This window comes from Pseudoalteromonas sp. XMcav11-Q (assembly GCF_040104525.1).
GTDB lineage: Bacteria > Pseudomonadota > Gammaproteobacteria > Enterobacterales > Alteromonadaceae > Pseudoalteromonas.
Genome location: NZ_JBECOX010000001.1, coordinates 175,497 through 201,382 on the forward strand (window position 1 = coordinate 175,497; position 25,886 = coordinate 201,382).

Consider the following 25,886-nt stretch of genomic DNA (forward strand, 5'->3'; position numbering starts at 1 on the left):
GATGTGCTCTTTTGGTTACTTCAAAGTCGGGGGGAAGTAATTTGATTTATGCTTTACTCTTCAATTCAGCCGTAACCTGAGCCAAACCTACTTCTGAGATTCTCATCGTGATTTCTTTTTGCTTAGCGCTCAATAAAGAAATACCCTCAGCAACCATGTCATACACTTTCCAGTCTCCATCTTTGCTTTGACGAAACTTAAAATGCATGTCTATATCTGGTTTTGATTGCTCTCTTATTACCACCTTTACCGTCGCAAAATCAGCACCATCAGAAACTGGTAACTCTTCAAACAATACGTCTTGGCCTTTGTACTGTAAAAGTGCATTAGCGTAGGTAGATACAAGATAGTTATCAACCGCACCAATAAACTCGATGGCTTCGTCTCTTTTTAGCCCTTTAATATGTTTACCAAGCAATTTAAAAGATACAAACTTCACATCGATGTGTGGCATCAAGCGACTACGTACTATGCCCTTCATCTGAGTTTCAGTTGCTTTGCCATCTTGATTAACCGTTTTTATATCAGCAAATAGCTTATCGCCAACTTGGTTAATTAATTCATAAGGTGTGTCATTCGCAAACGCAACACCTGAGAAGATGAGAAAACTGAAAATAACAAGTAACTTTTTCATTGTTTAATCCTTATTAAACTGATGACACTAGTCTATCCAATTTGACGAGTGCAAATAAACATATCAATTCGCACCAAATTGATGCCTCTCCGACATCAATTAACGCAATGTAAAATTTCGCCTTACGATGACAATGACTCTTTATGAAGTCGTAAAGGAAAGGCGTATTCCCTTCATGGCGAGGCCTGGAGGGAAGTATACGGTGTTCAAGCGATGAAAAATGTCAGAAATTGTATCAATTTATTTGGACGCTGAGCCCAGCGAATATTGCCAAGCTCAGTATTGTTGCGTGAAGAGGATAAATTATCGCTACTGATGGGGGCTACAGATTCATATCTGCCGCAAAAAACGTGATGTTATCGTTGTTTTCTAGCTTTTTCAGCGTTTCAATTATCGCATCATGCTGCGGTGAAATTGATTCAAGTTGCTGCAAAGTAATTTCATTTTTTTCAAGCTTTTCAGCCAGAGTATTTCCGATGAATGCCATTCTCTGCTGCGCACAAACACTATTGGAAAGCCAACTACCACACAAAGAAACAATGCCTATGTTTGGCGCTTTCTTCATTAAGAGGTGTTGCTCAATAGCAGGTAATCCCGCTAAGCAACTTACTCGACCACAAAATATCAAATGCGCAATCAATTGTTGGGTATGTGTACCTGTTAAATCTAGTGCGCCTTGCACCTCTGCTGCGCCAAAATGAAGCTGCAGAGCATCGGCTAAGCCGGCAAAGTCAGACTGGGTATACACGAGATCTGCACCTAGCTTTTCAAGCAGCTTTTTATATTTAGACTCGGAACATGCCGCCACCCCAAGCCCCACCTGTTTGGCAAATTGTATTGCCATTTGGCCAACTGGATGATGAGCTGATTCGATTAAAATCGTATCACCTGTATTCAGTTGAAGCTTAAATAGCGCAATCAATGCACACATAGCAGGTGCGATTGCCGCTGAGGCGAGCTTACCATCAACATTTTCTGGTAGTACAGTAAGTGCGTGACTTGGCACCAAGGCAAATTCACTCATCGTGCCTTGCTCTCGAATGTCTCCATGCCAAAAAACCCGCGTACCTGGTTCTGGAAATCCCGTTTTACATGCTTTTTCCACAACACCCACAGCATCCACACCAAACACTCTATTCGGTGTTTCTTCACAGGGACAATTGGCCACTTTGGTATCGATAAAGCTTAAACCAACGTATTCAACTTTGACCAAGACTTGATCATCGGTTGCCTCAGGTAAGTTAATTTCTCCCTGCTCGAAGGTAAGTCCATTTGTGTGATTGAATCGGACTGCTTTCATCATATGCCTTTGCGTTAGGTTAAAAATAAAGTAGTGAGACTAGATTCATTAAACCATTGTTAGCATTTTGCCACAACTTTATTAGTGTAAATATGCCCCTCGCAATTCCAATTGTTTAGTGTCACAATGGCATCAGTCTTAGTGAACTTTCTCGCATTATGGATATTAGCAGCAGATTATTAATCTTTTTAGACGTTGTAGAGCGTGGTTCCTTTGCCAGTGCCGCACAACTGAGAAATATCGATCGCTCTGTCATTTCAAAGCAGATGACCAAGCTGGAAGAGGAACTCGGTGTAAGATTAATGAATCGTACGACTCGTTCCTTCTCGCTCACCTCTGCAGGTTCCGAGATGGTGAAAAAAGCAGAAGAGCTAAGGCTGCTACTAAACGACACTCAGCGCATCGCACAGAATTATCACACCGAGCCTAAAGGTTTGCTTAAAATTGCCAGCTCAACTGTGGTAGGTCGACGCTACGTACAACCTGTTATCAATGACTTTCAAAAACGTTTTCCTCATGTTGAGGTTGAACTTAGGCTTGAAGACAGACTCGTGGACTTAGTGGGTGAAGGCTTTGATTTAGCTTTTCGTGTCGGCGAGCCGAAAGATTCATCACTTATCGCCCGCAGAATTGCACGCAATCGATTGCTCATATTAGCAAGCCCGACGTTCTTAAAAACTCATGGCACGCCAAACTCGCTTGAGGAGCTCAGCGAATTACCTGCAGCAACCTACGCCAGTGATGCGTTAAGGTTTACCAGTATCACCTATCAAGACGAGCAAGGCATCGAGCAGCAAATGCCTGTAAAGAGTATCTTCAGAACCAACGACGGAGATACATTGATGGAAAGTGTGCTGTCTGGTACCTGTTATATTGTTGCACCAGCCTTTCTAGTCGGTAAAGAAATTACTGAAGGCAAATTACAACCGATTTTAACTAACACAAAACTGGTCGATTTTGCTGCGATGTATGCGCTCTATCCTCATCGTGATTTACCAGTCAGAACTAGGCTGTTCCTTGATGCATTCCGTGCATATATCGGTGAAGAAACCCCAATATGGGAAACAGAGATCCCTGGATTTGAACAAATGTACGGTTTTATCCCACCTAAGCCGATGTTAACTTTCTAGTCGACAGCAATTTATTCGTATATCTGGATATCAAGCTTTTTGCAGAGAGAGGTTATAGACCTCATCCGTCTAACCTTTTCATTGCGCCTTTCACCATATTCTGGGAATTAATCCACTTTACGCATTCGCTTAGCGAAAGTGGTTCACATATCTGAAAGCCCTGAATATACGGACAATTCAAGCTATACAAATACTGCAAACAAGCATCGCTTTCAACACCCTCAGCAACAATACTGCAGTTCAATTTACGTGCTAAAAACATACTGGTTTCTACTATGGCTTGATCTTTTTCACTTTCATGACTTAGCCTTACAAACGAACCGTCTATTTTGATCTGCGAAATTGGTAACTCTTTTAAAATAGAAAATGAAGAAAAACCAGTGCCGAAGTCATCAATACTCACTGCAAATCCCATATCTATTAATGTTTCAATTAGGCTTCTCGCTTTTTCCACTTCTTCCATTACGGTGCTTTCTGTAAGCTCAAATACTATATGAGTTGGGTCGACTCGGTGAGTATCCAGTAGCATAGCAAGGGTATTAATTAGATTCTGTTCAGCAAAATCTTGGCAGGAAAGGTTGATATGCACAACTAACTTGTCATCTATTTCAATCAATATTGCAAGGTCTTGGAATACACGGTTAATCACAAATGCACTCAGCTGCCGGATAAGATTATTACGCTCCGCTAACTCAATAAACTGATCTGGCATTATCATTGTACCGTCGGGCTGAGGCCACCTTAGTAGCGCTTCTACTCCATGAATATCACCACTTTGAGAACACACTATCGGTTGATAATAGAGCGCCAATTCACCTCGAGCGAGCGCAACTTTGAGATTAGCTAAAAGTTGGAACTCGGCCTCAATTCCCTCATGAAGCTCTTCATCAAAGATGACGATGCTTTGACGGCTATGCTTGGCCGAATACATGGCGATATCAGCTTGCTTCAAAAGGTCAAACACATCAAGTTGGCGCGATTTAGTCCATAAGCTTGCTCCTGCGCTGTAGGTCACATCCAGTTGTAACTCCTCAATTTCTATCCCAGACTTTAATTCGCTCAGTAGTGCATTGTTTTGAGAGTAAATACAGTTTACGTCTGTAACGTCCATCAGGATAATGAATTCATCGCCGCCCATGCGATATAACTTGCTACGAGGAAGCAGTGCTGCACGCATTTTGTGTGCAAGTTCCACCAACAATTTATCACCAAAGAAGTGCCCTTTTGCATCGTTGATCTGCTTAAAATTATTCAGATCAACCAAGATAACACTAAAGTCGAGCTGCTGATGCTTACGTTCATTAATGGCGTCAATGCAGCGCTGGCGATTCTCTAAATCCGTTAAAAAATCATGTTCAGCGTTATATTTGGCCTGCGTTGCAATTTCATTTAATTCTTGCAGACTTGTTAGACTTAGACAATTCACCACAAAAACAAAAATGGAGCCAAGAAACAGGATTAAACTTAAGCCTTGCTCAATGAAACTAGCGCTATTGTGATCGTACAGAAAGTAGGCAAAGCTCAAGTATCCGAGTTCAAACAGAGCCATAAGAATTAACAACACTCGCCACCCGACCGAAGAGGTTAATCGACATATCTTAAAGGCCGGAGAAAAAGCTAATCCCATGATAAAGCTGCCAGCTAATACTAATATAAGTGCAATCAAAGGAATCGTCGTGGATGGAATACAATGGTTAGAGTATAGATTATAAATCTGCCCTTGCTCGGGACAGGCTAAATTATTCAACAATTGGTGGAGAATATAGCAGCGGACTTGGCAGCCCGCTCACATCGGCCGGTTGGCCTTGATTAACAGTTAATCTGCACTTTTTAGAATTCGGTAAAGTTGATCTTTTAACCACAGCCTCTTTTTCTTCAGTGATTCAAGATACTCATCACTTGAGTGCTCTACACCGTCTTCAATTCGAATAACTTCATTGTCTACTTCATGGTAATCTTTAAATAACTTTGAGAAATGTCCATCAGACAGTTTCAAGTCGTGAATTCTGTCTTTAAATTCTGGGAGTTCTTTAGCTAGGCTGTGGCGTTCAATATTCATCGTTTTATTCCCATAATTAGCTAGGTAATCTGAGTTTAGGTTCAAACCTCAGGTTAAGGCTGAAAATGCATTTGAGTTTTGGGTAGACCCAATCAATGCGCCGTTAGTGACAGTGATTTCGAATACATTTTTTGAAGTTACTGTCTGATTGGGTCTGTATTCATAGTACGCTGCTACCTTCCTTGAATATTGATCTAACGCAAATCACATTCAGTTATAAACAATCAAAGTTTTTGTCGTTTCTTTATACTGTTCGAGATACAAAATCGAGGACCTTTGACCACATTCTTAGGGTTTCTCGCAAAGTCGCTAGCCGCCTAGATGCAATTGTTGTAAAATGTCGGCGTTTCTAAGCAAATCTATCTAGCAACTTTTGAGGAAAACCTGTGAGCGAACAAAAACAGTCTCTTAGTTATAAAGACGCTGGCGTTGACATCGATGCGGGCAACGCATTGGTCGAAAGAATTAAAGGCGTAGTGAAAAAAACTCGTCGCCCAGAAGTAATGGGTGGCATTGGTGGTTTTGGTGCACTATGCGAACTTCCAACTGGATATAAAGAGCCTGTTTTGGTTGCTGGCACTGACGGTGTTGGTACTAAGCTACGCTTAGCTATCGATTTGAAAAAGCACGACACAGTAGGTATTGACCTAGTTGCTATGTGTGTTAACGATCTTATTGTCCAAGGCGCTGAACCCCTATTTTTCTTGGACTACTATGCTACAGGCAAGTTAGACGTTGATGTTGCGGCGGACGTAGTATCTGGTATTGGTAAAGGCTGTGAACTATCTGGTTGTGCGCTTATCGGTGGTGAAACGGCTGAAATGCCAGGCATGTACGAAGGCGATGACTACGATATGGCTGGCTTTTGTACTGGCGTGGTAGAAAAGTCTAAAATCATAGATGGAACTAAAGTTGCGGCTGGCGATCAGCTGGTTGCGTTGGGTTCAAGCGGTCCGCACTCAAACGGCTACTCTCTAATCCGTAAAGTACTAGAAGTATCTGGCGCAGATACTAACGCAGAGTTCGAAGGCAAAACTCTAGGCGAGCACCTGCTAGAGCCAACGCGTATCTACGTGAAGCAAATCTTAGCGCTATTAAAAGAAGTTGATGTTCACGCACTTTCTCACATCACTGGCGGTGGTTTTTGGGAAAACATCCCTCGCGTGCTACCTGAATCTGCAAAAGCGGTGATCAAAGGTGATAGTTGGCAATGGCCTGCAATCTTCAACTGGTTACAAGAGAACGGTAACATTGCAACTCACGAGATGTACCGCACATTCAACTGTGGTGTTGGCATGATCTTAGTTGTTCCTGCTGACAAGCTTGAGCAAAGCCTTGACATCCTGAAAGCACAAGGCGAGAACGCTTGGCACATCGGTGAAATTCAAGACGCTCAGGCTGGTGAAGAGCAAGTTGAGATCTTAGGTGGTGCCGAGTAATGGCACCCACTCGCCTTGTTGTTCTGATCTCTGGTAGTGGTTCAAATTTGCAAGCAATCATTGATGCTTGCAAATCTGGCTATATTCAAGGTGAAATTGCTGCCGTTATTAGTAATAAAGCGGACGCATACGGCCTAACCAGAGCGCAAGAGGCTGGTATAGCAACATCTGTTTTAGACCATAAACAATATGCTTCTCGTGAAGAGTATGACGTTGCGCTTGGTCAACTAATTGATAGCTTTACACCAGATTTGGTTGTATTAGCTGGATTTATGCGTATTCTAACTCCAAACTTGGTGCAAAAATTTAGAGGAAAAATGTTGAACATTCATCCTTCTTTGTTGCCTAAGTATCAAGGGCTGAACACCCACCAAAGAGCAATCGATGCAAACGATGCAGAACATGGTGCTAGCGTTCACTTTGTCACAGAAGAGTTAGATGGTGGTCCTGTGGTCTGTCAGGCCAAGGTCGCTGTTCTTCCAGATGATACGGCAGAGTCACTGGCGCAACGTGTGCATAAGCAAGAACACATTCTTTATCCTTTGGTGGTCAAATGGTTCAGCGAACAAAGACTAACAATGGAAGCAGACTATGCTGTTTTTGATAACAAAACCTTACCAGTTCAAGGTGCGCCGTACCCAGAAAAATAAAAAATGGAGCGCTGTGCTAATTGGTATTAGCGCTCTACTTTCCACTTCGACATTTGCGAACTCTCTCACTGAATATCACGCCGAATACCAAGTTTCACGCAAAGGTAAGGTTCATGGTAGTGCCACGCGAGACCTCACAAAAATAGCCGATGCAACATACGCTGTACGTTACAAAAGCGATATCGAATGGATGATTTTTTCAGACGTAAGAACTGAGGAATCATTGTTTAAAGTCGCTGAACATACCGTCAGCCCACTACATTACAGTATGACCCGTGAAGGGACTGGTCCAGATAAAAGCTACAAAATTAAGTTTGATCATCAAAACCAAGCAATTACCTCCAGTGAAGAAAAGTATCCACTGAAAGTGAAGTGGCTTGAGAATCAGCAAGATTTAATTAGTTATCAAGTACAGCTGCGAGAGGATTTAAAGGCGGGAAAGACCAAGTTTAGCTATCCTATCATAGACAAAAAAGGCGACCAGCGAAGCTATGATTTTGAGGTGGCTGGCGAGGAAATGATCACTCTACCTTTTGGCAACGTCAAAACCATCAAAGTTAAACGCGTTTATGATGATAGCGATCGTCAAGCCATTGCTTGGTTTGCACCAAGTTATGATCATATGCTGGTTAAAATGTACAAAGGTAAAGATGGTATGGAGCAGTTTCAGATAGAGCTTAAAACCTACCAACCCAAATCAGAGATTTGATAGCAACATCGTTGATTCATCAAGGCGGCTCAACTAAGCCGCCTTTGCTTACAAAAACTCAGAACTACACCTTCTCACCTAATTTGAATAAAGCAAACTCGCCGGACTCAAGTTTCTGCCACTGTTCATCGTTGGTCAGCGGTCGAGTTGCAATAACAGTGACAACATCATCTGGTGTGGTTTCCTTTTGAAAATCCACCACCATATCCGCATCAATTAAGGTAGCCTTACCAAATGGGGCTCTACGGGTTATCCAATGTAGATTATTGGTGCAATACGCCAACACATAAATACCATCGGTTATCAACATGTTGAATACCCCTTTGTCTCTCAATGTGTGCGCTAGCTTTGCGATATACCTGAAAACTGAGACCATGTTTGACGGACGACTTGGGTATTTTTCTCGTACTTTGTCCAAAATCCAACAAAAAGCAAGTTCACTGTCTGTATTCCCAACTGGTCGGTAGAAATCAGTTTTTAAGTCTTTATAGTCCGAAAGCTGGCCATTATGGGCGTACGTGATCTCCCGACCCCATAATTCTCGAGTGAATGGGTGGGTATTTTCAAGACAAGTTCGTCCCCTATTTCCCTGTCGAATATGACTTATTACGGACACGCTTTTAATCGGATATGCTTTGACTAATTTAGCAATTTCAGACTGACAGCTAGGCTCTGGATCTTTAAAGGTTCTACATCCTTTCCCCTCGTAAAAGGTGATACCCCAGCCATCTTTATGAGGACCCGTATTGCCACCGCGCTCCAACAAACCAGAAAAGCTAAAACAAATATCCGTCGGTACGTTCGCCGACATCCCCAAAAGCTCACACATAAATCACTTAAACCCTAAATATCATAAAGTTATGATTAAAATACAAATCACAAATATCAAAAGGTCACACGTTTGGTCACACTTATGACTAGTAGCTCGATTATCTTAGATAGTCATACTACTGAATTATTGGCGGTAAGTTTATCATGTATCTCTGTGTCTTTACTTTTTTAAATTCAACTACCTTGAGAGCGGTATTAATACGATTATTTTGAATGACTATCGGGCTGTTCTCATCTAGAAAGCACTTTATTGGTTGAAAACCTTAATGACCACCCCAAGTTGACTGATAGATGGATCACATAGACACAAGGTCGATTACGAACTGAGGATTACTTCGCAATATCTATCCAAGTGCCACCCGTAAGCGTATCTAGATCATGCGCTTTTAACTCAAAAACCGAGTTGGGCGTGCCTGCAGCAGCCCAAATACGATCGTATTGCTTTAAATCTTTATCAATTATCGTCAACACAGAGTCAGTGTGCGCCACAGGAGGCACACCGCCAATGGCAAAACCGGTTTTTTCCCGTACAAAGTTTGCGTTCGCTTTTTCGAGCTTTACATTAATTGCTGCTTCCACTTTTTTCACGGACACTTGGTTGCTACCAGAAGCAATTATCAAGACCGCCTTTTCAGTATTGCTATCTTTAAATATCAGAGACTTGGCGATTTGAGACTCAGTGCAACCAATCGCATTTGCAGCATCTTTCGCGGTACGAGTAGAGTCTGCAAGCTCTGTAACGGTGAAGTTATGCCCATGACTGGCTAGGAACTCTTGAACACGTATTGATGAGGATTTTAACGGCTGTGACATTCAATTGCTCTTCCATGCTATGGTAGTTAAAACCAATCTAACAGCTAGTGAGCGGATTTTAAACATCATGTATGTTTTATACTATTTGTGATATCAGGCTAACCCTATCTCGGGGGTAGCATTGAAAAATATCCGAGTATCCCATTAAGAGAAACTCGGATCATGGCTGTATATAAACACTCAAGATATTAAGTTCAGTAAAGTCTATATTGTTACCACATGCCATTGATACGCAAGGCTAGCGCCAGCCAATGAGCATGCTAATAAAAAGTTCATTACCTCTTTTGAGCTAAGTGAACGAGACTCCCGAGAAAAATGCTTAGCATGTAATCTCATACCTAGTGGTTGCAATTCTTTTTCATGTTTTGGCAATGCTATCAATCCAGCAAGTAGCATGACTAAACAAAGCATATAACTACCTTGCACGATAAAGAATAGAGTAAGTGAAAATGCGGTGACAGAAAAAATCCAAGAAATGAATTTGAACATAGCAGCTCCGTTTGCTATCTGTGTTACCAGTTCGATTTTACAATCATCAAGCTGGCTAGTTTCTAATTTTAATACGGAGTTTAGAGTTATTAGTTTAAAAGCACAAGCAGACTAAAGTATTAGCCCTTATTTTCGAACAATGCCTTCATAAATTCATAGAATGCCTCTGCCTTGCGTGTCTTCAGCGAGTGCTGAGGCCTGACAAACCAAATAGGTGCGTCGTCACTTTCGAGACAACCTGGAATTATAGGCACTAACTCACCTCTTTTTAGGTTATCTCTGATGGCAATGTGAGATTTAACTGCAATACCATGCCCAGCTAGGGCAGCAGAAGTCATATTGTCTGAGTTTGAAATCGTAAAACGAGTTTTTGCGTTAAAGTGTACAATTCTACCGTTTGGTTCTTTTAACTTAAATTCTCGTTGCCAAGGTAAGCATACAAAAAAGTGGTTTTGTAATTCGCTGATATTATCAGGCATGCCATAGCGGTCAATATAGCTCGGCGCTGCACATAATATCCGATGGTTATCGCATAGTTTTCTCGCCAACAACCCAGAATCAGCCAATTGTCCAACGCGTATCGCTACATCTTGAGCACCTTCAACTATGTTTACAAACTGATCGTTGATCAGGAAATCGAGTGCTAATTGCGGATGCGCTTGCTCAAATTGACTTAGATTTGGCATCACAAATTGTGAAAACACCCAAGGCGGCATAGTGACACGAAGTAACCCGCTCACCGCTGAGCCCCTTGCACCTATTTCGTGCTCAGCATCATAAAGCGCCTCTAATATATGCTCCACCCGCTCTCTAAAAGTACTTCCGGCTGGGGACAATGTTAGCGTACGACTATCTCTAAACAGCAAAGTCATGCCTAAATGTTGCTCTAACTTGTTAAGACGATGACTAACTGTCGCAGGCGAGAGTCTCAATTGCTTCGCAGCATTAACCACTCCTTGATGTTTAATAATAGCTAAGAATGTTTCGAGTTCAGCGATTGAATACATGTCGATTTAGTTTTTTCGAATCTTGCTTTCGAATATGCGCGCTTTGTTTAAATTTATCAAATAAATATACTGCTTCTCATCGCAACTAAATTGGAATTATCAATGAAACGCACCTTAATTAGTCTATTCGTTATGTTAGGAGGCCTAATGCCGAATATTAGCCAAGCCAACTCAAAGGTTGAACGCCCGGAAGTTATTTTCTTCGATGTCAATGAAACCTTACTTGATTTAGAGTCAATGAATAAGCCGGTTAGCCAAGTTTTAGGTGGCGATGAGTCCCTATTACCCCTTTGGTTTTCCACTATGCTACATCACTCGTTAGTGACTACAGTAAGTGGTAATTATCAAGATTTTGGCAAGATAGGCGTTGCCGCGCTACAAATGGTTGCAAAGAACAAAGGCCTAACGATAACTGACTCACAAGCTAAACAAGCAATCGTGCCCGCCCTGCTCTCTTTGCCCCCGCATAAAGACGTCATTCCCGCGCTAAAACGGCTCAAGCAAGCTGGGTTTAAACTCGTGAGTTTAACCAATTCATCGAATGCGGGGGTTAAAGCGCAGTTTGAAAATGCCGGTCTAATTACCTATTTTGACCAACGCTTGAGTATTGAAGACATCAAAGTGTATAAGCCCGACCTTAGAGCCTACGAATGGGCGTTACAGCAATTAAATATTCGTCCAGACCAAGCGCTAATGGTGGCGGCTCACGGCTGGGATGTTGCCGGCGCTAAAGCCGCGGGCATGCACACAGCATTTATTGCAAGACCACAAAAGCAACTCTACCCACTGGCAAAGACACCAGATTACGTGCTACCTGACTTAACAAGTTTGGCTGACGAGCTCATCACTTCTCGAAACAAGTAACATTGGAAAGTATCAGCTGGCACCTTGATACCAGCTGATAAAAATGCTCAGCATGCTTTATCTACATAATAAATGTACTAGATTTAAGGAGGTGAATCGAAGGAATAGCCTCCATGAATATAAATAAAAACACCCACATTGTGATCTGGATAATCATAGGTGTTAGCTTAACTATCCACGGCGCATCCCTTTTACTGAGCAATACGCTTCTTAATAATATAACTTGGCCGCTGATAGAAGCGCATGCAGTGGTTGAAACCTTCGGCTCTGCTGTCGCCCTTTTCATTGCATTGGCGTTGTTATTTTTTGAAAAGTACAACACCGGTACAAGTTTTAATATCGAAATCGCCACGACCTATCCCGGTGTTATTTTTCAGATCATTTCGAATTTAGTCGCAAATTCCATTGCACATGGCTTTAAAGAGTCGGAACAAGGTGAGATCACCATTGAATTCTTTAAACATGATGAACACATTGAGCTTATTTATAAAGACAATGGTAAAGGCATGTCGGAGCTTGAATTAAGTAAGTTATTCGAGCCATTTTATACCACCAAAAGAGGAAGTGGCGGTATGGGACTTGGCGCTTATATTATCTATAACTTGGTGACTCAAGGGCTAGATGGAGATGTACACACCGTCAGCGAGCCCGGCAAAGGACTCGAATATAGGATAGCATTTGCTAATAAACAAGCGACGCCATTAAAAGTTGTTTCTTAACCGGATGACTGATTGAGTACTGCCACAATGGTCAGTACTCAATACTTCTATAATAATTAAATTAGAAAAATCCTAGAGGACTGGTGCTATAGCTCACTAAGAGGTTCTTGGTTTGTTGGTAATGATCCAGCGCTTTTTTGTGAGTTTCTCTGCCAATACCTGATTTTTTATAACCACCAAATGCCGCGTGTGCAGGATACATATGATAACAGTTAGTCCACACGCGACCCGCTTCGATTTGGCGACCAAATTGATATGCGCGATTCATATCTCTAGTCCACACCCCAGCACCTAAACCAAACTCAGAGCTATTCGCCAATTCCAACGCCTCCGCTTCATCTTTAAAAGTACATAAAGAGATCACCGGACCAAATATTTCCTCTTGGAATACCCGCATTTGGTTATGCCCTTTTAACAGCGTCGGCTGAATATAAAAGCCTTTATGATAACCCTCGCCAAGCTCTGCGACTTCGCCACCGATTAATACTTCAGCCCCTTCCTTCTTGCCAATATCAATATAGCTAAGAATTTTATCAAATTGAGCTTGTGAGGCTTGTGCACCAACCATGGTTTCTGTATCAAGCGGATTGCCGCGTTTAATCGCCTTAGTGCGTTCGATGACTTTGGCTATAAAGTCATCGTATATATCTTCTTGCACGAGCAATCGCGATGGACAAGTACATACTTCTCCTTGGTTAAAGTAGGCCAGCACAGCGCCTTCAATACACTTACTTAGGTAATCATCGTCAGCTTGCATCACATCACTAAAGTAGATATTAGGCGACTTACCCCCTAGCTCCACCGTTGAGGGAATGATATTTTCAGCAGCACATTTTAGGATGTGAGAACCCACAGGAGTCGATCCTGTAAACGCAATTTTTGCGATACGTGTACTCGTAGCAAGCGCTTCACCAGCCTCTTTCCCGAAACCATTTACAACATTAACCACACCATTTGGTAATAAATCAGCGATTAATTCCATCAACAACAAAATAGACGCAGGCGTTTGCTCCGCAGGTTTTAGCACTACGCAGTTTCCAGCTGCGAGAGCGGGTGCCAGTTTCCAAGCGGCCATAAGTAATGGGAAGTTCCATGGGATGATCTGCCCCACAACGCCCAGAGGCTCATGAAAATGATAGGCCACGGTTGACTCGTCAATTTCACCTATGGCTCCTTCTTGAGCACGAATGCAACCTGCAAAATAGCGGAAATGATCAGCAGCAAGCGGAACATCAGCGGCTAGCGTTTCACGTACAGCTTTACCATTATCCCATGTTTCGGCTACCGCTAGGTATTCAAGGTTTGCTTCTATTCGGTCTGCGATTTTGAGTAATATATTGCTTCGTTCAGTGACCGAAGTTTTACCCCACGCCGCCTTTGCAGCATGGGCGGCGTCAAGCGCCAGTTCAATGTCTGCATTATTTGAACGCGGGATCTGACAAAACACTTCGCCATTAACAGGACTAATATTGTCGAAGTACTGGCCGTCAACGGGTGGCGTCCATTCACCGCCAATAAAGTTTTGATATTGCGACTTAAAGCTGACGATCGCACCTTCAGTATTTGGATTTGCGTATATCATTTTTACCTCTGCAACTTGTGTTATTTATTTGGGCTTCATTCGTCCCAGTTTTGTTTTTACTAATATTTGACATTAGCCAAATTCACCTTTAAAAACTTAACTTAGGGTCTCGGAATGTATACGCACAGTCCAAAAGTAACCGAGAAGGAGTGCATTGTTTGCAGATCTCTAAACATCGCAGTCGTGTCGAACGCTTAGTTGAAAACAAAATAAGTTTTGCCGCCAATCACGTAGAGCTAAGCGTCTATGACACATACGAAAGTACCAACAGAGTCAAACTCGCCTCTAATGAAGTGTTGTTTTGTGCGATGATCACTGGCAAAAAAGTGATGCACGTAGACAGTTGTGACTATCATCAGCCCTTTTTACCTCATCAAAGCTTCGTATTGGCACCAGAACAAACCGTATTTATAGACTTTCCCGACGCCAGCTTATCCGCTCCCACCACCTGTTTAGCAATTGAGATCAGTCGAGAGAAAATTAATACCGTGAGCGAGAAGTTAGCGCTTTCGCTTCCTAGTGATTTTAATTATCAAAAGCAGCTGGTTCACACCGAGCATAACTGGCAAACCCAGCACTGCTTGGGGCGATTGCTCCATCTATTCAGTGAGAATGAGGCTGAGCGGGGGTACTTTATCGATTTGGCAATGGACGAACTAATTGCAAGACTACTACAGCAACAAAGCCGAGATCTGCTGTTAGGCGCAGTAAAACAAACGCCTGATCAAAACGGTTTGTATCAAGCGGTGCATTATTTGGAGACTCATTTAGACGAGCCATTAGATGTAGAGAAACTTTGTAAACTTAGCTGCATGAGTAGAAGTCGCTTTTTCAATCAATTTAAAAAGTCATTTTCGACGACGCCACAGCAGTGGCTCCAAGCACGGAGACTCACTGAAGCAAAGGCAAAACTAAAAGCAGGAATTCAGATCACCGCAATTAGTTTTGCACTCGGCTTTAAGCATCCAAGTCAATTCAGTCGAGCGTTTAAACAAGCCTTTAATATCACGCCGAAGGACTATCAACTTCAGGCACTAAAAGCCGATAAAAACGACTGGTTACTCCGTTAGTCCAGCCAAAACCCTGTTGCACCACGTATTCTCCGCCACTAGCCTGTTTATCCGGTTCAACCACATTGTACTTCTCAAGCAAACAGCCGGTTTGCTCAAAGCCGGTTTCAACAGCATAAAGCCATGCTTGCATAATCTTATTCGCGAGTTGATTTTGACCATATGCCCTTAAACCTGACACCGCAAACCACTGCAGTGGTGCCCAGCCATTAGGACTGTCCCACTGCTGTGAAGTAGTGACTAAGGTACTAACCAATCCACCTTGCTGCAAAAACTCTGCCTCGAGTTTTTTGCCAATATGCTCTGCCTGCTCAGGTGTAACCAGCTCTGCAAACATAGGCACAACGCCCGCTAGAGATTCAACGGAGGTACGCGCATAATCATTAAGATCTACATCGTAAAACCAGCCTTTTTTATCACACCAACAATATTTCTGTATCAGTGCACTGCGATTTGACGCTAAATTGGCATAGTACTGCGCTTGCGTTAGCTCGTTTAATTTCTCAAAACAACGTGCGATTTGCGACTCAAGCAATACTAGTAGTGCATTTAAATCCACAGGGATAATGTCTGTTGTACGAATGCTCGCTAAATCGTCAGCGTTTGCTAACCAACGGCTACTAAAGTCCCACCCCGACTCACAAGCCGCACGAATGTGCTGATAAAACGTTTCGCTGTCCGTAACCGCTGCGGCTAATTCTATATCCTCAATAAAAGACTCTGGGCGCGGCGCTGCAAGCGGATCCCAGTAGCGATTCAGTTTGCCCCCACATGGCATGTTGACGACTCGGTAATGCGCTTTTTTATCCGTGCAACTCAAATCCTCTCCGGTCTGCCAAAACTGATGCTCTTTCAGTAATGCCTGAGTAACTCGCGACAGCCACTGCTTATCATGAGATTTTTCCTGCCACAGTAAATCAACCATTAATGCCGTTACAGGTGGCTGGGAGCGACTTTGGTAATAATCTCGATTGCCATTAGGTACATGTCCAATACGATCAATAAGACTCACAAAGTTATCTAACATTCCCGCAACGAGATCGCCTCTGTTCGCATCCAAAAGCCCGAGTGCCGTAAAGTAGCTATCCCAGTAATAAATCTCATTAAAACGTCCACCCGGTACAACATACGGATGGGGTAAAGGTAGCAAGGAGCCCTTAGCAACGGTGCTCGGCTTTCTAGATAAACGCGACCACAGCGCACTGATATACTGCTGTGCACTAGGAAAATCGGGTAAGGCATCTAATTCTTTGTTGGCAACAAAGTCAAAATGCGCATGCACAAATCTAAGTAATGCCTCTCCCGTCGGCTTTTGCATCACATACTGGTTTTCTATCTCTGCGAGCGGAATTTTTGCGATGGCATCTGCAAAAACCTTACTGTCTGAAAACAGGCCAGCGCTTTGCACCGCCTTAAAAATCTCTGTGGAATAAAAGTTTGATTGGTACTGCATGTAAAACCTCAGCTCACCTTTTGTTGGCTTGGTGTGTGAGCATGATTTGATTGACTAGACTCACTCATCGATTTAAAGAAATATAAACACACAGCAATCACCAGCATGGGAATAAGTGCCCCATAAAACGCTTGTTGACCACCAAAATGTTGAAATACCAAACCTGTGATCATAGAGCCCGTGCTACCACCCAGCGCTGAAAATACAACGATTAGCCCTGTCATCGAAGCGTGCTGTGTAGTGGGTAAACTACTTAGCATTACCGAATTAATCACTGGATAAATAGGCGCCATAAAAAGACCGATCAGCGGCATGAGAAAAGCCACAAGGGGTGCGTCAAATAACGAAGAAATAAGCGTTTTCTCAATACCCTCAGTCATCGGTAACGTTAAAATCACTAATCCTGCCATAGCGGCAAGGCAAACATTTAACACCACATACCAATGTACTTTGGTGAGCACAACGCCGGCACCGAGCCGACCGAATGCTAAGCAAGCAGCAAAAACACTGGTAATTTGCACGCTAATATTCACCGGTAATGACAAGATCTCATTATTAAAAGTAGGCAGCCAAGTGCCTATACTCTGCTCTATCAATACGTATAAAAATGCGGAAATCACAAATACCAGCACAAGGGGCTTAGCCACAAGCTTTAACATCGCTATAAATGCAGAGACACTAGACTCGGTGGCTTGCGTTGGCTCTGGCTTTGCAATTGGGGAGATCCAAACAATAAATGCGGTGAAAGCGCTCAGCACAGCTAACACGAAATAGACGTTTAACCAGCCAAGAGAGTTATCGCCGCTGTCAATAAACGCCGCAAAAATCCAATAACCGCCGAGGACCCCTAACATAAACACGCCCTCAATAAAATTAAGCAGGCTTGAATGTTGGTTGCTTCCTTCAGTGACTTGGCCAACTAGCGCATAAACCGACACTTTGACCACCGCAAATGCCGCACCCACGCAAGCAAATACTAGTTTAAGAATCCAAAACTCAGCGACCATAGGTGTGATACTGCAAATCAATGCCACGCCCGCGAGCACTGCGGTCAAAGCGATTTTAAATCCGACCCTAGGGATAACCGACGCAACCAGAAATGAAACGACGGCGATGGGAAGATCTTTAAATGCCTCTAAGGTGGCGGCCTGCGCTTTTGTAATGCCAAAGCTATGAATAGACTGCAAGATGACCGTCCCTACACTATTGAGCAAAATAGCAAATAGGAAGTAACTAACGGCCATGGCAAGTATGATACGTGCTCGATTCATTGTTATTCTCGTTAAAACACTGTGATTCCTTTTTAGTCTAGACAGACTTTTTTATTTTTGCAATCGTTTGCATTTCAAATCACATCAAAACAATTTAAGCTAATGATTGTTATCGCATATTGTGCTGCGTTAACTAACCTGAACTCGGGATAAGAATTTAGTTAATCAACTAAAATATCTAAGCTCAAAAGCGTAATATCACTCTAGCCAGAAGTTATTTCTTAATACAAGGCAAATTTGTGCGTCAATAGCTGGCCTATTGCAAGCAAATTTAACGCAGTAGCATGGGATAGCAGCTGCTAGAGAACAAGTTGTTATCCCGTATTCAGGTTAACTAGACTGTCTGATCACTAATAATGACGGCACCTCTTGAGAAGCACATGTTTCACCACTTAGCTGAGAGAGCAGCTTTTCCACCAATAACTGTGCCGCTGCATTGGTGTCTTGTTTAATCGTAGATAGCGCAGGGAAGCTGATCTGTGCCATGGCTATGTCGTCAAATCCGACTATTCGTACGTCATTTGGTACGCTAACGTAACGCTCTTTTAGCGCTTTTAATGCTCCAAGCGCGACCATATCACTACATGCAAAGATCCCATCAAAGGTTAATCCTTGTGCTCGCAACAAAGCGTTTATACTCGCGTAGGCAGCCTCTGAAGTAATGTCGATTTTAATCATTTGCGCTTCTACCTTGGCTTTTTCCACCGCATGGCAAAATCCGCGATAGCGCTCACCGAGTTCGGCATGACCCGGATCGCCCAAAAATAGAAGTTTAGACGCTCCCTTGGTAATTAAGTGCTCCGTTGCGCTAAGGCCACCAATAAAATTGTCACTCCCAACGATAGGATAATTTGCAGAAGTTTTAGGGTCGCCCCATACCACGATCGGCGTGCCAGCTCTTGCAGCACGTTCAATTCGTGCTTGCTCCTTGCCTTGCCCGACAACGATAACTCCATCGGCTCGACGGCCAGAAATAAAATAACCATGCCAGTCTTCCCCTGCCATATAAGAATTAGAGAGTAATAACTCGTACCCTTTTCGGTTCACCGCACGATTAATATCGCTCACTACTTTAAGTAAAAATGGGTCGTCGACGGATTGTTTGGTTTCGGCTTCGAGATTGATAATAACGGCAATGACTTTGGTTTTTTGCATCCGTAAGCGACTAGCCGCCGCGTTAACGCTAAAGTGATGCTCTTTTGCAAGCGCCTGAATGCGCTCTCGAGTTTCCTTTTTTATCAGAGGGTTATCATTGAGTGCACGGGAAGCTGTGGAGGTAGAGACTCCAGCTAGCCTTGCTAGATCCGATAGCTTTAATTGTGTTGTTCCCATCGCAAACCCCTTCTTAGCACACGTTATTACATCGCTATTCTTACAATTTTTTGATACTTAAACCATAACTAATTGAATCTCCTACCCTAACCAAGCAGAAAAGATAAGCAATCACTGTAAATTTGTAACGCCTTCCATCATTTTATGACAAATTTTTAAACAACATCATTGCAAACGTTTGCATTAAGATCTATTTTAAAAAATAGACAGTCGTTAAATACCAGTCTATGACAACAACAAGAGGGCTTTAGCCGTGATAAAAACTAACTCCTTAAGCTTGATCGCTGCAGCTATAACGCTTGCGTTAAGCGCATCAGCTCAGGCTGAACAACAACCGAACAATAACAAAGAAAAAGTAGAAACCATCATTGTCTCAGGTACACCTGGTGGCGCAGGGATCAGAAAAATTGATGCAAGCTTTGCTGTGACTAACATCGATGCCGTGCAAATTGATAAGCTCGCCCCCAAAAGTACCGCTGACTTGCTTAAAGCGGTGCCTGGGATCTGGGTTGAAAGTTCAGGAGGTGAATCCGGTGCCAACGTTTTTGTTCGCGGCTTTCCAGGCGGTGGGGATGCACCATTCTTAACGGTTAGTTTGCAAGGCAGTCCTATATATCCCGCGCCAACGCTCTCATTTTTAGAAAACACCTCGATTTTCAGACTCGATGAAACCATCAGTATGATGGAAGGCCTGCGTGGTGGACCAAACCCCGTGGTGTCTAATGGTCAGCCGGGCTTAACAACTAACTTTCAACTTAAACGCGGCCAAGCCGACACCGAAGGGACGTTTAAATATACCACCACAGACTATGGTCTTAACCGCATTGACGGCGTGTTAAGTGGTGAGATCTCCAATAATCTTTACTACATGGTTGGCGGCTATATCAAACGCTCTTCTGGGATCCGTGATGCGGGCTTTACCTCAGAAAAAGGCCATCAATTTACCATAAACCTAACCAAAGAGTTTGCTGATGGTGAATTTAACCTTTATACCCGTCAAACTGATGACAGAGGCGCATGGTATCTGCCAACCCCACTTAATGTTGAGGGTGTGGATGCGGGCTTTACTCAGCTGGGAACGAATAATCGCAAAGCCATTATTTATGTCGGTGATGAAAATGCACCGATGAGCGTAGATATGGGTGATGGTCGCGGCTGGAAAGGCCATGTTTCTGGAGGTAGCTTAAAAGTAGAATTCAAAAATGGTTGGCAGTTAAATGACCGCTTTAGCTTAACGCAAGGCGATGCAAATACACTAGGCCTTGTGCCTGCTGGCAGTGCCATGCGTTTAAGTGAAGTGGCGGACAATGGTGAAACCGCAACAGGTAGCGTCACGGGCGATGAATACGCGGGTGATACCATGGTACAACAATATGGTCGCTGGGTTGTATTAAAAGATATCGAAGCTTTCACCAATGACTTAGCCTTAAGCAAAACCTTTGGTGATTGGTCAAGTGCCTTTGGTATTTATACAGCAACTACTTCTGCAAAAGACTGGTGGAGCTTAGGCAATACCGCCTACCACGTTTTGGAACAAGGTGGCGAAGCATTGAATGGTATCGCGTGTAATAGCGATGTTGCCGGTTGCGCCTTCAACTACGACATTAACAGTTCTGGTGATGCCACGACATGGGCAGTTTATACCACTCATAGTTACCAAGCTACTGAAGCGCTTAAATTAGACTTAGGCCTGCGTAGTGAGCAGCACGAGGTAGAATACTCTGTAGATGAAGATTTAGACGGAGTGATCACAAAAGCGGTTGACTATGATGAGCGCAAGACTTCATGGACCTTAGGCGCTGACTATAGTTTGAGCTTAGATTCAGGTGTTTTTGTGCGTATGAACAAAGGCTACAAAATGCCTTATTTCGACGACTTCAGAGACAACTATAGCACCTATGAATCGGGCGAGTCGCTGATTAAAGAAGTCACACAAGCTGAGCTTGGCTATAAATATATGGGTGAAACCGGCGACCTCTTTGTTACTTTATTTACCAACGAAGTAAAAGGCGACACGTTTGTAAGACGCCCTGGTATACCTGCGGAAATTCTAACCAATGAAGCAACCGGTGTAGAACTTGATTACAGCTACAACCATGAATCGGGTTTATCGATAAACTTGAATGCCACTTGGCAAGACACTGAAATTACTGAAAGCCCAACAAATGAGGGAAATAAAGCACAGCGCCAACCAGATTGGATGCTGCGCGTTACACCAAGCTACGACTTTGAAATGTCAGGTATGTATGCCACCTTGTATGGCACACTCTCAGCTGTAGATGACCGTTTTGGCGATAATGAAAACACTGTCGTGTTAGAGGGCTACGAAAAGCTTGATATTGGCCTTATCGTAGAGCCAACAGAGGGCGTAAAATTACAACTAGCGGTAGATAATCTTACTGATAAACAAGGGATCACCGAGGGGGATCCACGTAACCCAGATTCACCTAACGGCCGCTATATCATGCCAAGGAGTGTAAAGTTTAGCGTTGCGTATACGTTCTAGTTGCTGTAACTAAGCGTTTAACATAGCGCTGCCCGCTTATATCAAATACCTGAGGCTGGTAGCGCTAAAAAGACCTAATCAAATACACTTCAGAACACCGCCTGCTACCCTAAACCTTAGTTATTGTGCCAAGAGAAACCGCCACCAACTTTTCTTCGTCACCGCTTTGCGCATATACCTTACATTCGCATGTCGCCTGACGTTTACCCGAATACAACACGGTTGACTTCGCAATTAGCTTATCGCCAATAGCGGGTCTAACATAATTCACTTTATACTCTGAGGTAACACAGCTGCCCAGCACCGATGCACCAGCAAAAGTAATACAATTATCAGCTAGATAGCTAACCACGCCGCCATGTGCAAAACCATAGTTTTGTTTAAGATCATCCCGAATAGCGAGACTTAACTCAGCAACGCCAACCTCAAACACCTCCAACTCAGCGCCCAACAACAAACTAAAAGACTGCTGTGCTAGGATCTCCTTTCCTTCCTCTAACATAGTATTGCTCAACTTCTTCTCCTTAATTATATTTAAAATATCAACGCTCAAATAGACTCGACGTCGCGAATAGTCTTCACGTTATAGTAAACAATCATAGTTAATTAAAACCGCGATATGATTAGCTCAACACGACTAAAAACTGGGCTAGAAATACCGCCTATCACTAAACTCCCATAGGTCAACTACAATGTAAACAAGCAGCTATATCAATTATTTTACGTATTCTGAATGAGTTTGATATGTTGCCACATAATTTAGGACGGGGTAGCTACAATAAAAAAGCCGCTTAGCTAAAAACTAAACGGCTTTTTCTATATTCAAGCTAGGGTTGGATTAATCTAACCAGAACTCTTTTTTGAACTTAATACCAAACTCACTGCGGTCATTGCTGCGCATGACACCAACAAAGCCACTTTGCTGTAGACGACCTACATCGTACACTTCGTTTAGCACGTTTTCACCGTATAGCGTTACTTCCATATCACCTTCAGCGTTGGTGTATGAGATGTTAAAGCCTAACAATTCGCGAGAATCAATATGCTCGCTTGCTCGTGTTACAGACTGACCTTGCATGTCTGAGCGGTACGAGTAGCTTGCGTTAACTGCAATCGTTGCACCATGCTCTAAGTCATGGAAGTAAGATGGTGCGACCATCACAGTCCATCGAGGTGTGAGTGCTGGCGCATCGCCTTTACCAATACCAATAACACCTTCATCAACATGGGTAATTTCTGAGTCTAGGTAACCGATTGAGCTGCGTACTGAGAAATCATCAGTAATTGCGATTGTCGTTTCAAGTTCAATACCTTGTGCTTTCGACTCACCTGCATTTTCCACGATAGTGACGAAACCACCGCCAGCAGTCGGGTCGTTGAAAGGTAGCGCCAGATCGGTGTAATCCGTTACAAATGCAGCAACCATCATAGATACGTTGTCATGCACTTGGCCTTTGAAACCGATTTCGTAGTTAATCGCTTTAGTTTCATCAAACGCAGCGAATTGATCTGGACCACCAAATGGACGTGGTGGGAAGCCGCCACTTTGGTACCCTTTTTGGACCTGCGCGTAAACATTGATGTCACGAGTTAACTGGTATGACGCATTCACGTCCCACGTCACTTCGTCAAAGTCTGCGCTTACATATTTACGAGCACCAAAGCTTGGGAATAGTGCGTTTGCCTCTTTTTTGTCTTCAGAGTAACGTAAACCACCACCTATGCTGAACAGCTCAGTCACGTCAAAGCTTGCATTGATGTAAGCCGCATAGGCATCGGTTTCTTGGTTGATATCAAAGTAACCGTAGTCACCAAAAGAAGCTGTCTGACCATCGTTTAATAAGCCATTTGGCGTGTTCCACGGGCTAAATACGAACGGACCAGAGCTGGTAAAACCGTCTTCGTTAAAGTAATAAAGACCCGATACAAAATCCCAAGAGTCATAAGTACCGTTTAGTTGTAGTTCAAATGAGTACTGATCTGCACCGCCCTCTTCTGGGAATTCAGATAGATTAAGTGCTACCGCATCGTCATCTAGGCCACCGGTATATTCAGAACTACGCTTGCTTGCGATAAATTTAACAGAGTAAACATCACTTGCTTGCCAATCAGCAGTCACTGACCCACCCCAACCAGAATAATCTGTGCTTTCAATGCCAGCAACCGTTGTTGCCAAATCATCAGGATTGTTTGGCAACATAGATTCATCTAGCAATGGGAAGTCACCATTGAAAGGGTCATTTGAGTCAAGTGGATCTGTTAATTCGATAGTATACGGTGATTGACCAGACTCGTTCTCAACGCCGTCAAATGCAGCGGTGACAACTAAATCATTCGTTGCTTGCCATCTAAGTGCTAAACGGCCACTAAACTCTTGCTCTTCGCCGATTTCCTTTTCAGGATTTGCTAAGTTGATTGCTTTACCTACACCGTCGCGCTCTTTATAAGAAGCACTTGCAGAAAAGCTCAGTGTGTCTGTTAACGTCTGGCTGGTATAAAGATCAGTCGCTAAACGACCGCGAGAACCTATTTTAGCTTCAACGCGTGCAACTTCTTCAGCGCCAGGTTGTTTAGTGATCACATTTACCGCACCGCCTAATGTGTTACGGCCGTACAGTGTACCTTGTGGACCACGTAGCACTTCTACGCGTTCAACATTGGGCAGTGAAAGGTTAGAACCCATCTGACGGCCAAGGTATACGCCATCAACGTAAACACCAACACCTGGGTCCGTTGTGATCACATGGTCTTGTAGACCAATACCACGGATAAATACAGAAGCATGTGCAGCGTTACCTACACCATAGCGAGTAATATTTAAGTTTGGAACGAACTTACCAATATCGTCTAGATTACTGATATTGGCTTTATCAATATCGCTAGCACCGATAGAAGTAATTGCAGTAGGCGTTTCGAACAAGCTTTCAGTACGTTTACGAGCAGTCACTTCTATTTTTTCAAAAACTTGTTTTTCTTGCTCTACATTAGCTTGTTCAGCCAATGCTGTACTAGGAAGGGCTACTGCTGCTAACACTGCAGCTGAAATCGCAGATAAACCAAGGCGAGGTAAAACTGTAATCATATAATCTCCAAAGGAATCACCGTGTGTGTGCTAGTTGCGAGAGGTCGCAACTAGAGAAGTAACAAGCTAAGTGTCATTACCTCTAGCCCAGTAATCCGTTAAATCTAAATAGACTTAAACACTACAAATTTTGGGCATAAAAAAAGATGCACTAGGGGCATCTCTTTCCTCTGGAGGGGTATTATAGTCACAACCAGAGTAAATTGAAATATTTATTTAATAAAAATTACTTTTAGGGTTTTTGTAACCATAATAAAACCAATATTAGAAAATTAATTTTAATAAAAAATCGTTACAGAACAATTGATTATACTAGATAGCAGGATTATATGTTACTAAAGTGAAACTTCAGCCTAGGTTTTTGCCGTGGTTTTAGTGTGTTTGAAATAGCTTCTATTAGCGAAGCTGTGAATGATAAGACTAATTGGTATTAGGCTTAGTGGCAAACGGCAGACGAAAAAAAACCAGCCTAAGCTGGTTTTTTTATTTGGTGCGAATGGGGGGACTTGAACCCCCACGGCCGAAGCCACCACCCCCTCAAGATGGCGTGTCTACCAATTCCACCACATTCGCAAATTCGGTGTATTTCCTAATGATTAATTAGGTACGTCAGAAGCTGGATTTTCTTCTGTCGCTGGCACATCATTTGTTGCTGGAACTGTTGTTGCAGCAGCTGGTGCCTCTAAGTTTTCCCACTCATTAGTCTTTTTAATCTGACCCGTAGTTAGGTTACCTAGAACAATACTTAGTACAAAGAATATCGTTGCTAAGATTGTTGTTGTCTTGGTCATAAAGTTACCTGCGCCTGATGAGCCGAAAACTGTCGCCGATGCACCTGCACCAAACGAAGAGCCCATATCTGCGCCTTTACCTTGTTGAATTAACACCATACCAATTAATGCTAATGCCACAATTAAGTAAACAACCATTAGAATTTCGTACATTT

23 protein-coding genes and 1 tRNA gene are annotated in these 25,886 nt (G+C 43.0%); 8 read left to right on the forward strand and 16 right to left on the reverse strand.

Features of this window, described 5'->3' with window-relative positions; genetic code table 11:
* Window positions 1-46: 46 nt before the first annotated feature.
* A complete protein-coding gene (locus ABMY45_RS00840) occupies window positions 47-634 on the reverse strand; it encodes an ABC transporter substrate-binding protein (protein ID WP_010373895.1) in 588 nt (195 codons plus the stop codon).
* 322 nt (window positions 635-956) lie between these two features.
* The gene (locus tag ABMY45_RS00845; protein WP_233525161.1) at window positions 957-1,937 is read right to left on the reverse strand and encodes a zinc-binding dehydrogenase; all 981 of its coding nucleotides are present in this window, start codon (window positions 1,935-1,937) and stop codon (window positions 957-959) included.
* A gap of 155 nt (window positions 1,938-2,092) precedes the next feature.
* Between ABMY45_RS00845 and ABMY45_RS00850 the strand changes: the two genes are divergently transcribed.
* The gene (locus tag ABMY45_RS00850; protein WP_010605058.1) at window positions 2,093-3,064 is read left to right on the forward strand and encodes a LysR substrate-binding domain-containing protein; all 972 of its coding nucleotides are present in this window, start codon (window positions 2,093-2,095) and stop codon (window positions 3,062-3,064) included.
* 61 nt (window positions 3,065-3,125) lie between these two features.
* Here ABMY45_RS00850 and ABMY45_RS00855 read toward each other — a convergent pair whose 3' ends face one another.
* Together ABMY45_RS00855 and ABMY45_RS00860 are read right to left on the reverse strand one after the other, a co-directional pair.
* Window positions 3,126-4,691 (reverse strand): bifunctional diguanylate cyclase/phosphodiesterase, encoded by a 1,566-nt coding sequence (locus ABMY45_RS00855; protein WP_248298609.1) that lies wholly within the window; start codon window positions 4,689-4,691, stop codon window positions 3,126-3,128.
* 189 nt (window positions 4,692-4,880) lie between these two features.
* Window positions 4,881-5,123, reverse strand: coding sequence for a DUF465 domain-containing protein (locus ABMY45_RS00860; RefSeq protein ID WP_088530365.1), 243 nt, complete (start codon window positions 5,121-5,123; stop codon window positions 4,881-4,883).
* Between the two features lie 386 nt (window positions 5,124-5,509).
* On the opposite strand from ABMY45_RS00860, the gene purM reads away from it, so the two are divergent.
* From purM to ABMY45_RS00875, 3 genes are read left to right on the forward strand one after another with little or no spacing between them, the layout of a single operon-like run.
* Window positions 5,510-6,562 carry a phosphoribosylformylglycinamidine cyclo-ligase gene (gene purM / locus ABMY45_RS00865; RefSeq protein WP_349288286.1) on the forward strand — a complete coding sequence of 351 codons (1,053 nt, stop codon included), beginning with the start codon at window positions 5,510-5,512 and terminating at the stop codon, window positions 6,560-6,562.
* Window positions 6,562-7,212, forward strand: coding sequence for a phosphoribosylglycinamide formyltransferase (purN, locus tag ABMY45_RS00870; protein ID WP_349288287.1), 651 nt, complete (start codon window positions 6,562-6,564; stop codon window positions 7,210-7,212). Before purM ends, purN begins: the two co-directional genes overlap by 1 nt.
* Before the next feature lie 13 nt (window positions 7,213-7,225).
* Window positions 7,226-7,921, forward strand: coding sequence for a DUF3108 domain-containing protein (locus tag ABMY45_RS00875; protein ID WP_017219540.1), 696 nt, complete (start codon window positions 7,226-7,228; stop codon window positions 7,919-7,921).
* Between the two features lie 64 nt (window positions 7,922-7,985).
* Here the strand turns inward: ABMY45_RS00875 and ABMY45_RS00880 are convergent, their stop codons facing one another.
* The 4 genes from ABMY45_RS00880 to ABMY45_RS00895 all read right to left on the reverse strand — a co-directional run bounded on the left by ABMY45_RS00880 (window position 7,986) and on the right by ABMY45_RS00895 (window position 11,061).
* Complete coding sequence (locus tag ABMY45_RS00880) at window positions 7,986-8,750, reverse strand: class II glutamine amidotransferase (RefSeq protein ID WP_349288288.1); 765 nt, start codon at window positions 8,748-8,750, stop codon at window positions 7,986-7,988.
* Window positions 8,751-9,082: 332 nt separating this feature from the next.
* Window positions 9,083-9,565 (reverse strand): YbaK/EbsC family protein, encoded by a 483-nt coding sequence (locus ABMY45_RS00885; RefSeq protein ID WP_349288289.1) that lies wholly within the window; start codon window positions 9,563-9,565, stop codon window positions 9,083-9,085.
* A 204-nt stretch (window positions 9,566-9,769) separates the two neighbouring features.
* Window positions 9,770-10,054, reverse strand: a complete 285-nt coding sequence (locus ABMY45_RS00890) for a hypothetical protein (RefSeq protein WP_010605066.1) — start codon at window positions 10,052-10,054, stop codon at window positions 9,770-9,772.
* Window positions 10,055-10,173: 119 nt separating this feature from the next.
* The gene (locus ABMY45_RS00895) at window positions 10,174-11,061 is read right to left on the reverse strand and encodes a LysR family transcriptional regulator (protein WP_010605067.1); all 888 of its coding nucleotides are present in this window, start codon (window positions 11,059-11,061) and stop codon (window positions 10,174-10,176) included.
* A gap of 147 nt (window positions 11,062-11,208) precedes the next feature.
* On the opposite strand from ABMY45_RS00895, the gene ABMY45_RS00900 reads away from it, so the two are divergent.
* Together ABMY45_RS00900 and ABMY45_RS00905 are read left to right on the forward strand one after the other, a co-directional pair.
* Window positions 11,209-11,925, forward strand: a complete 717-nt coding sequence (locus tag ABMY45_RS00900) for a haloacid dehalogenase type II (RefSeq protein WP_349288290.1) — start codon at window positions 11,209-11,211, stop codon at window positions 11,923-11,925.
* A 113-nt stretch (window positions 11,926-12,038) separates the two neighbouring features.
* The gene (locus tag ABMY45_RS00905; protein ID WP_211866426.1) at window positions 12,039-12,644 is read left to right on the forward strand and encodes a sensor histidine kinase; all 606 of its coding nucleotides are present in this window, start codon (window positions 12,039-12,041) and stop codon (window positions 12,642-12,644) included.
* Between the two features lie 61 nt (window positions 12,645-12,705).
* Here the strand turns inward: ABMY45_RS00905 and ABMY45_RS00910 are convergent, their stop codons facing one another.
* A complete protein-coding gene (locus ABMY45_RS00910) occupies window positions 12,706-14,226 on the reverse strand; it encodes an aldehyde dehydrogenase family protein (protein ID WP_010373868.1) in 1,521 nt (506 codons plus the stop codon).
* A 158-nt stretch (window positions 14,227-14,384) separates the two neighbouring features.
* Between ABMY45_RS00910 and ABMY45_RS00915 the strand changes: the two genes are divergently transcribed.
* Complete coding sequence (locus ABMY45_RS00915; RefSeq protein ID WP_349288291.1) at window positions 14,385-15,296, forward strand: AraC family transcriptional regulator; 912 nt, start codon at window positions 14,385-14,387, stop codon at window positions 15,294-15,296.
* Here ABMY45_RS00915 and ABMY45_RS00920 read toward each other — a convergent pair.
* The 3 genes from ABMY45_RS00920 to ABMY45_RS00930 all read right to left on the reverse strand — a co-directional run bounded on the left by ABMY45_RS00920 (window position 15,232) and on the right by ABMY45_RS00930 (window position 19,352).
* A complete protein-coding gene (locus ABMY45_RS00920) occupies window positions 15,232-16,749 on the reverse strand; it encodes a trehalase family glycosidase (RefSeq protein ID WP_349288292.1) in 1,518 nt (505 codons plus the stop codon). The two genes, ABMY45_RS00915 and ABMY45_RS00920, sit on opposite strands and share 65 nt — an antisense overlap.
* An 8-nt stretch (window positions 16,750-16,757) precedes the next feature.
* Window positions 16,758-18,020, reverse strand: coding sequence for an MFS transporter (locus ABMY45_RS00925; protein WP_349288293.1), 1,263 nt, complete (start codon window positions 18,018-18,020; stop codon window positions 16,758-16,760).
* Between the two features lie 330 nt (window positions 18,021-18,350).
* A complete protein-coding gene (locus ABMY45_RS00930) occupies window positions 18,351-19,352 on the reverse strand; it encodes a LacI family DNA-binding transcriptional regulator (protein ID WP_235367662.1) in 1,002 nt (333 codons plus the stop codon).
* A 253-nt stretch (window positions 19,353-19,605) separates the two neighbouring features.
* On the opposite strand from ABMY45_RS00930, the gene ABMY45_RS00935 reads away from it, so the two are divergent.
* The gene (locus tag ABMY45_RS00935) at window positions 19,606-21,858 is read left to right on the forward strand and encodes a TonB-dependent receptor (RefSeq protein WP_349288294.1); all 2,253 of its coding nucleotides are present in this window, start codon (window positions 19,606-19,608) and stop codon (window positions 21,856-21,858) included.
* 109 nt (window positions 21,859-21,967) lie between these two features.
* On the opposite strand, the gene ABMY45_RS00940 is transcribed toward ABMY45_RS00935, so the two are convergent.
* The 4 genes from ABMY45_RS00940 to secG all read right to left on the reverse strand — a co-directional run bounded on the left by ABMY45_RS00940 (window position 21,968) and on the right by secG (window position 25,884).
* Complete coding sequence (locus ABMY45_RS00940) at window positions 21,968-22,372, reverse strand: PaaI family thioesterase (protein WP_010373862.1); 405 nt, start codon at window positions 22,370-22,372, stop codon at window positions 21,968-21,970.
* Window positions 22,373-22,696: 324 nt separating this feature from the next.
* The gene (locus ABMY45_RS00945; RefSeq protein WP_206470975.1) at window positions 22,697-24,940 is read right to left on the reverse strand and encodes a TonB-dependent receptor; all 2,244 of its coding nucleotides are present in this window, start codon (window positions 24,938-24,940) and stop codon (window positions 22,697-22,699) included.
* Between the two features lie 488 nt (window positions 24,941-25,428).
* Window positions 25,429-25,513 (reverse strand) — tRNA-Leu (locus ABMY45_RS00950).
* A gap of 23 nt (window positions 25,514-25,536) precedes the next feature.
* Window positions 25,537-25,884 carry a preprotein translocase subunit SecG gene (gene secG, locus ABMY45_RS00955; protein ID WP_010373860.1) on the reverse strand — a complete coding sequence of 116 codons (348 nt, stop codon included), beginning with the start codon at window positions 25,882-25,884 and terminating at the stop codon, window positions 25,537-25,539.
* Window positions 25,885-25,886: the final 2 nt, after the last annotated feature.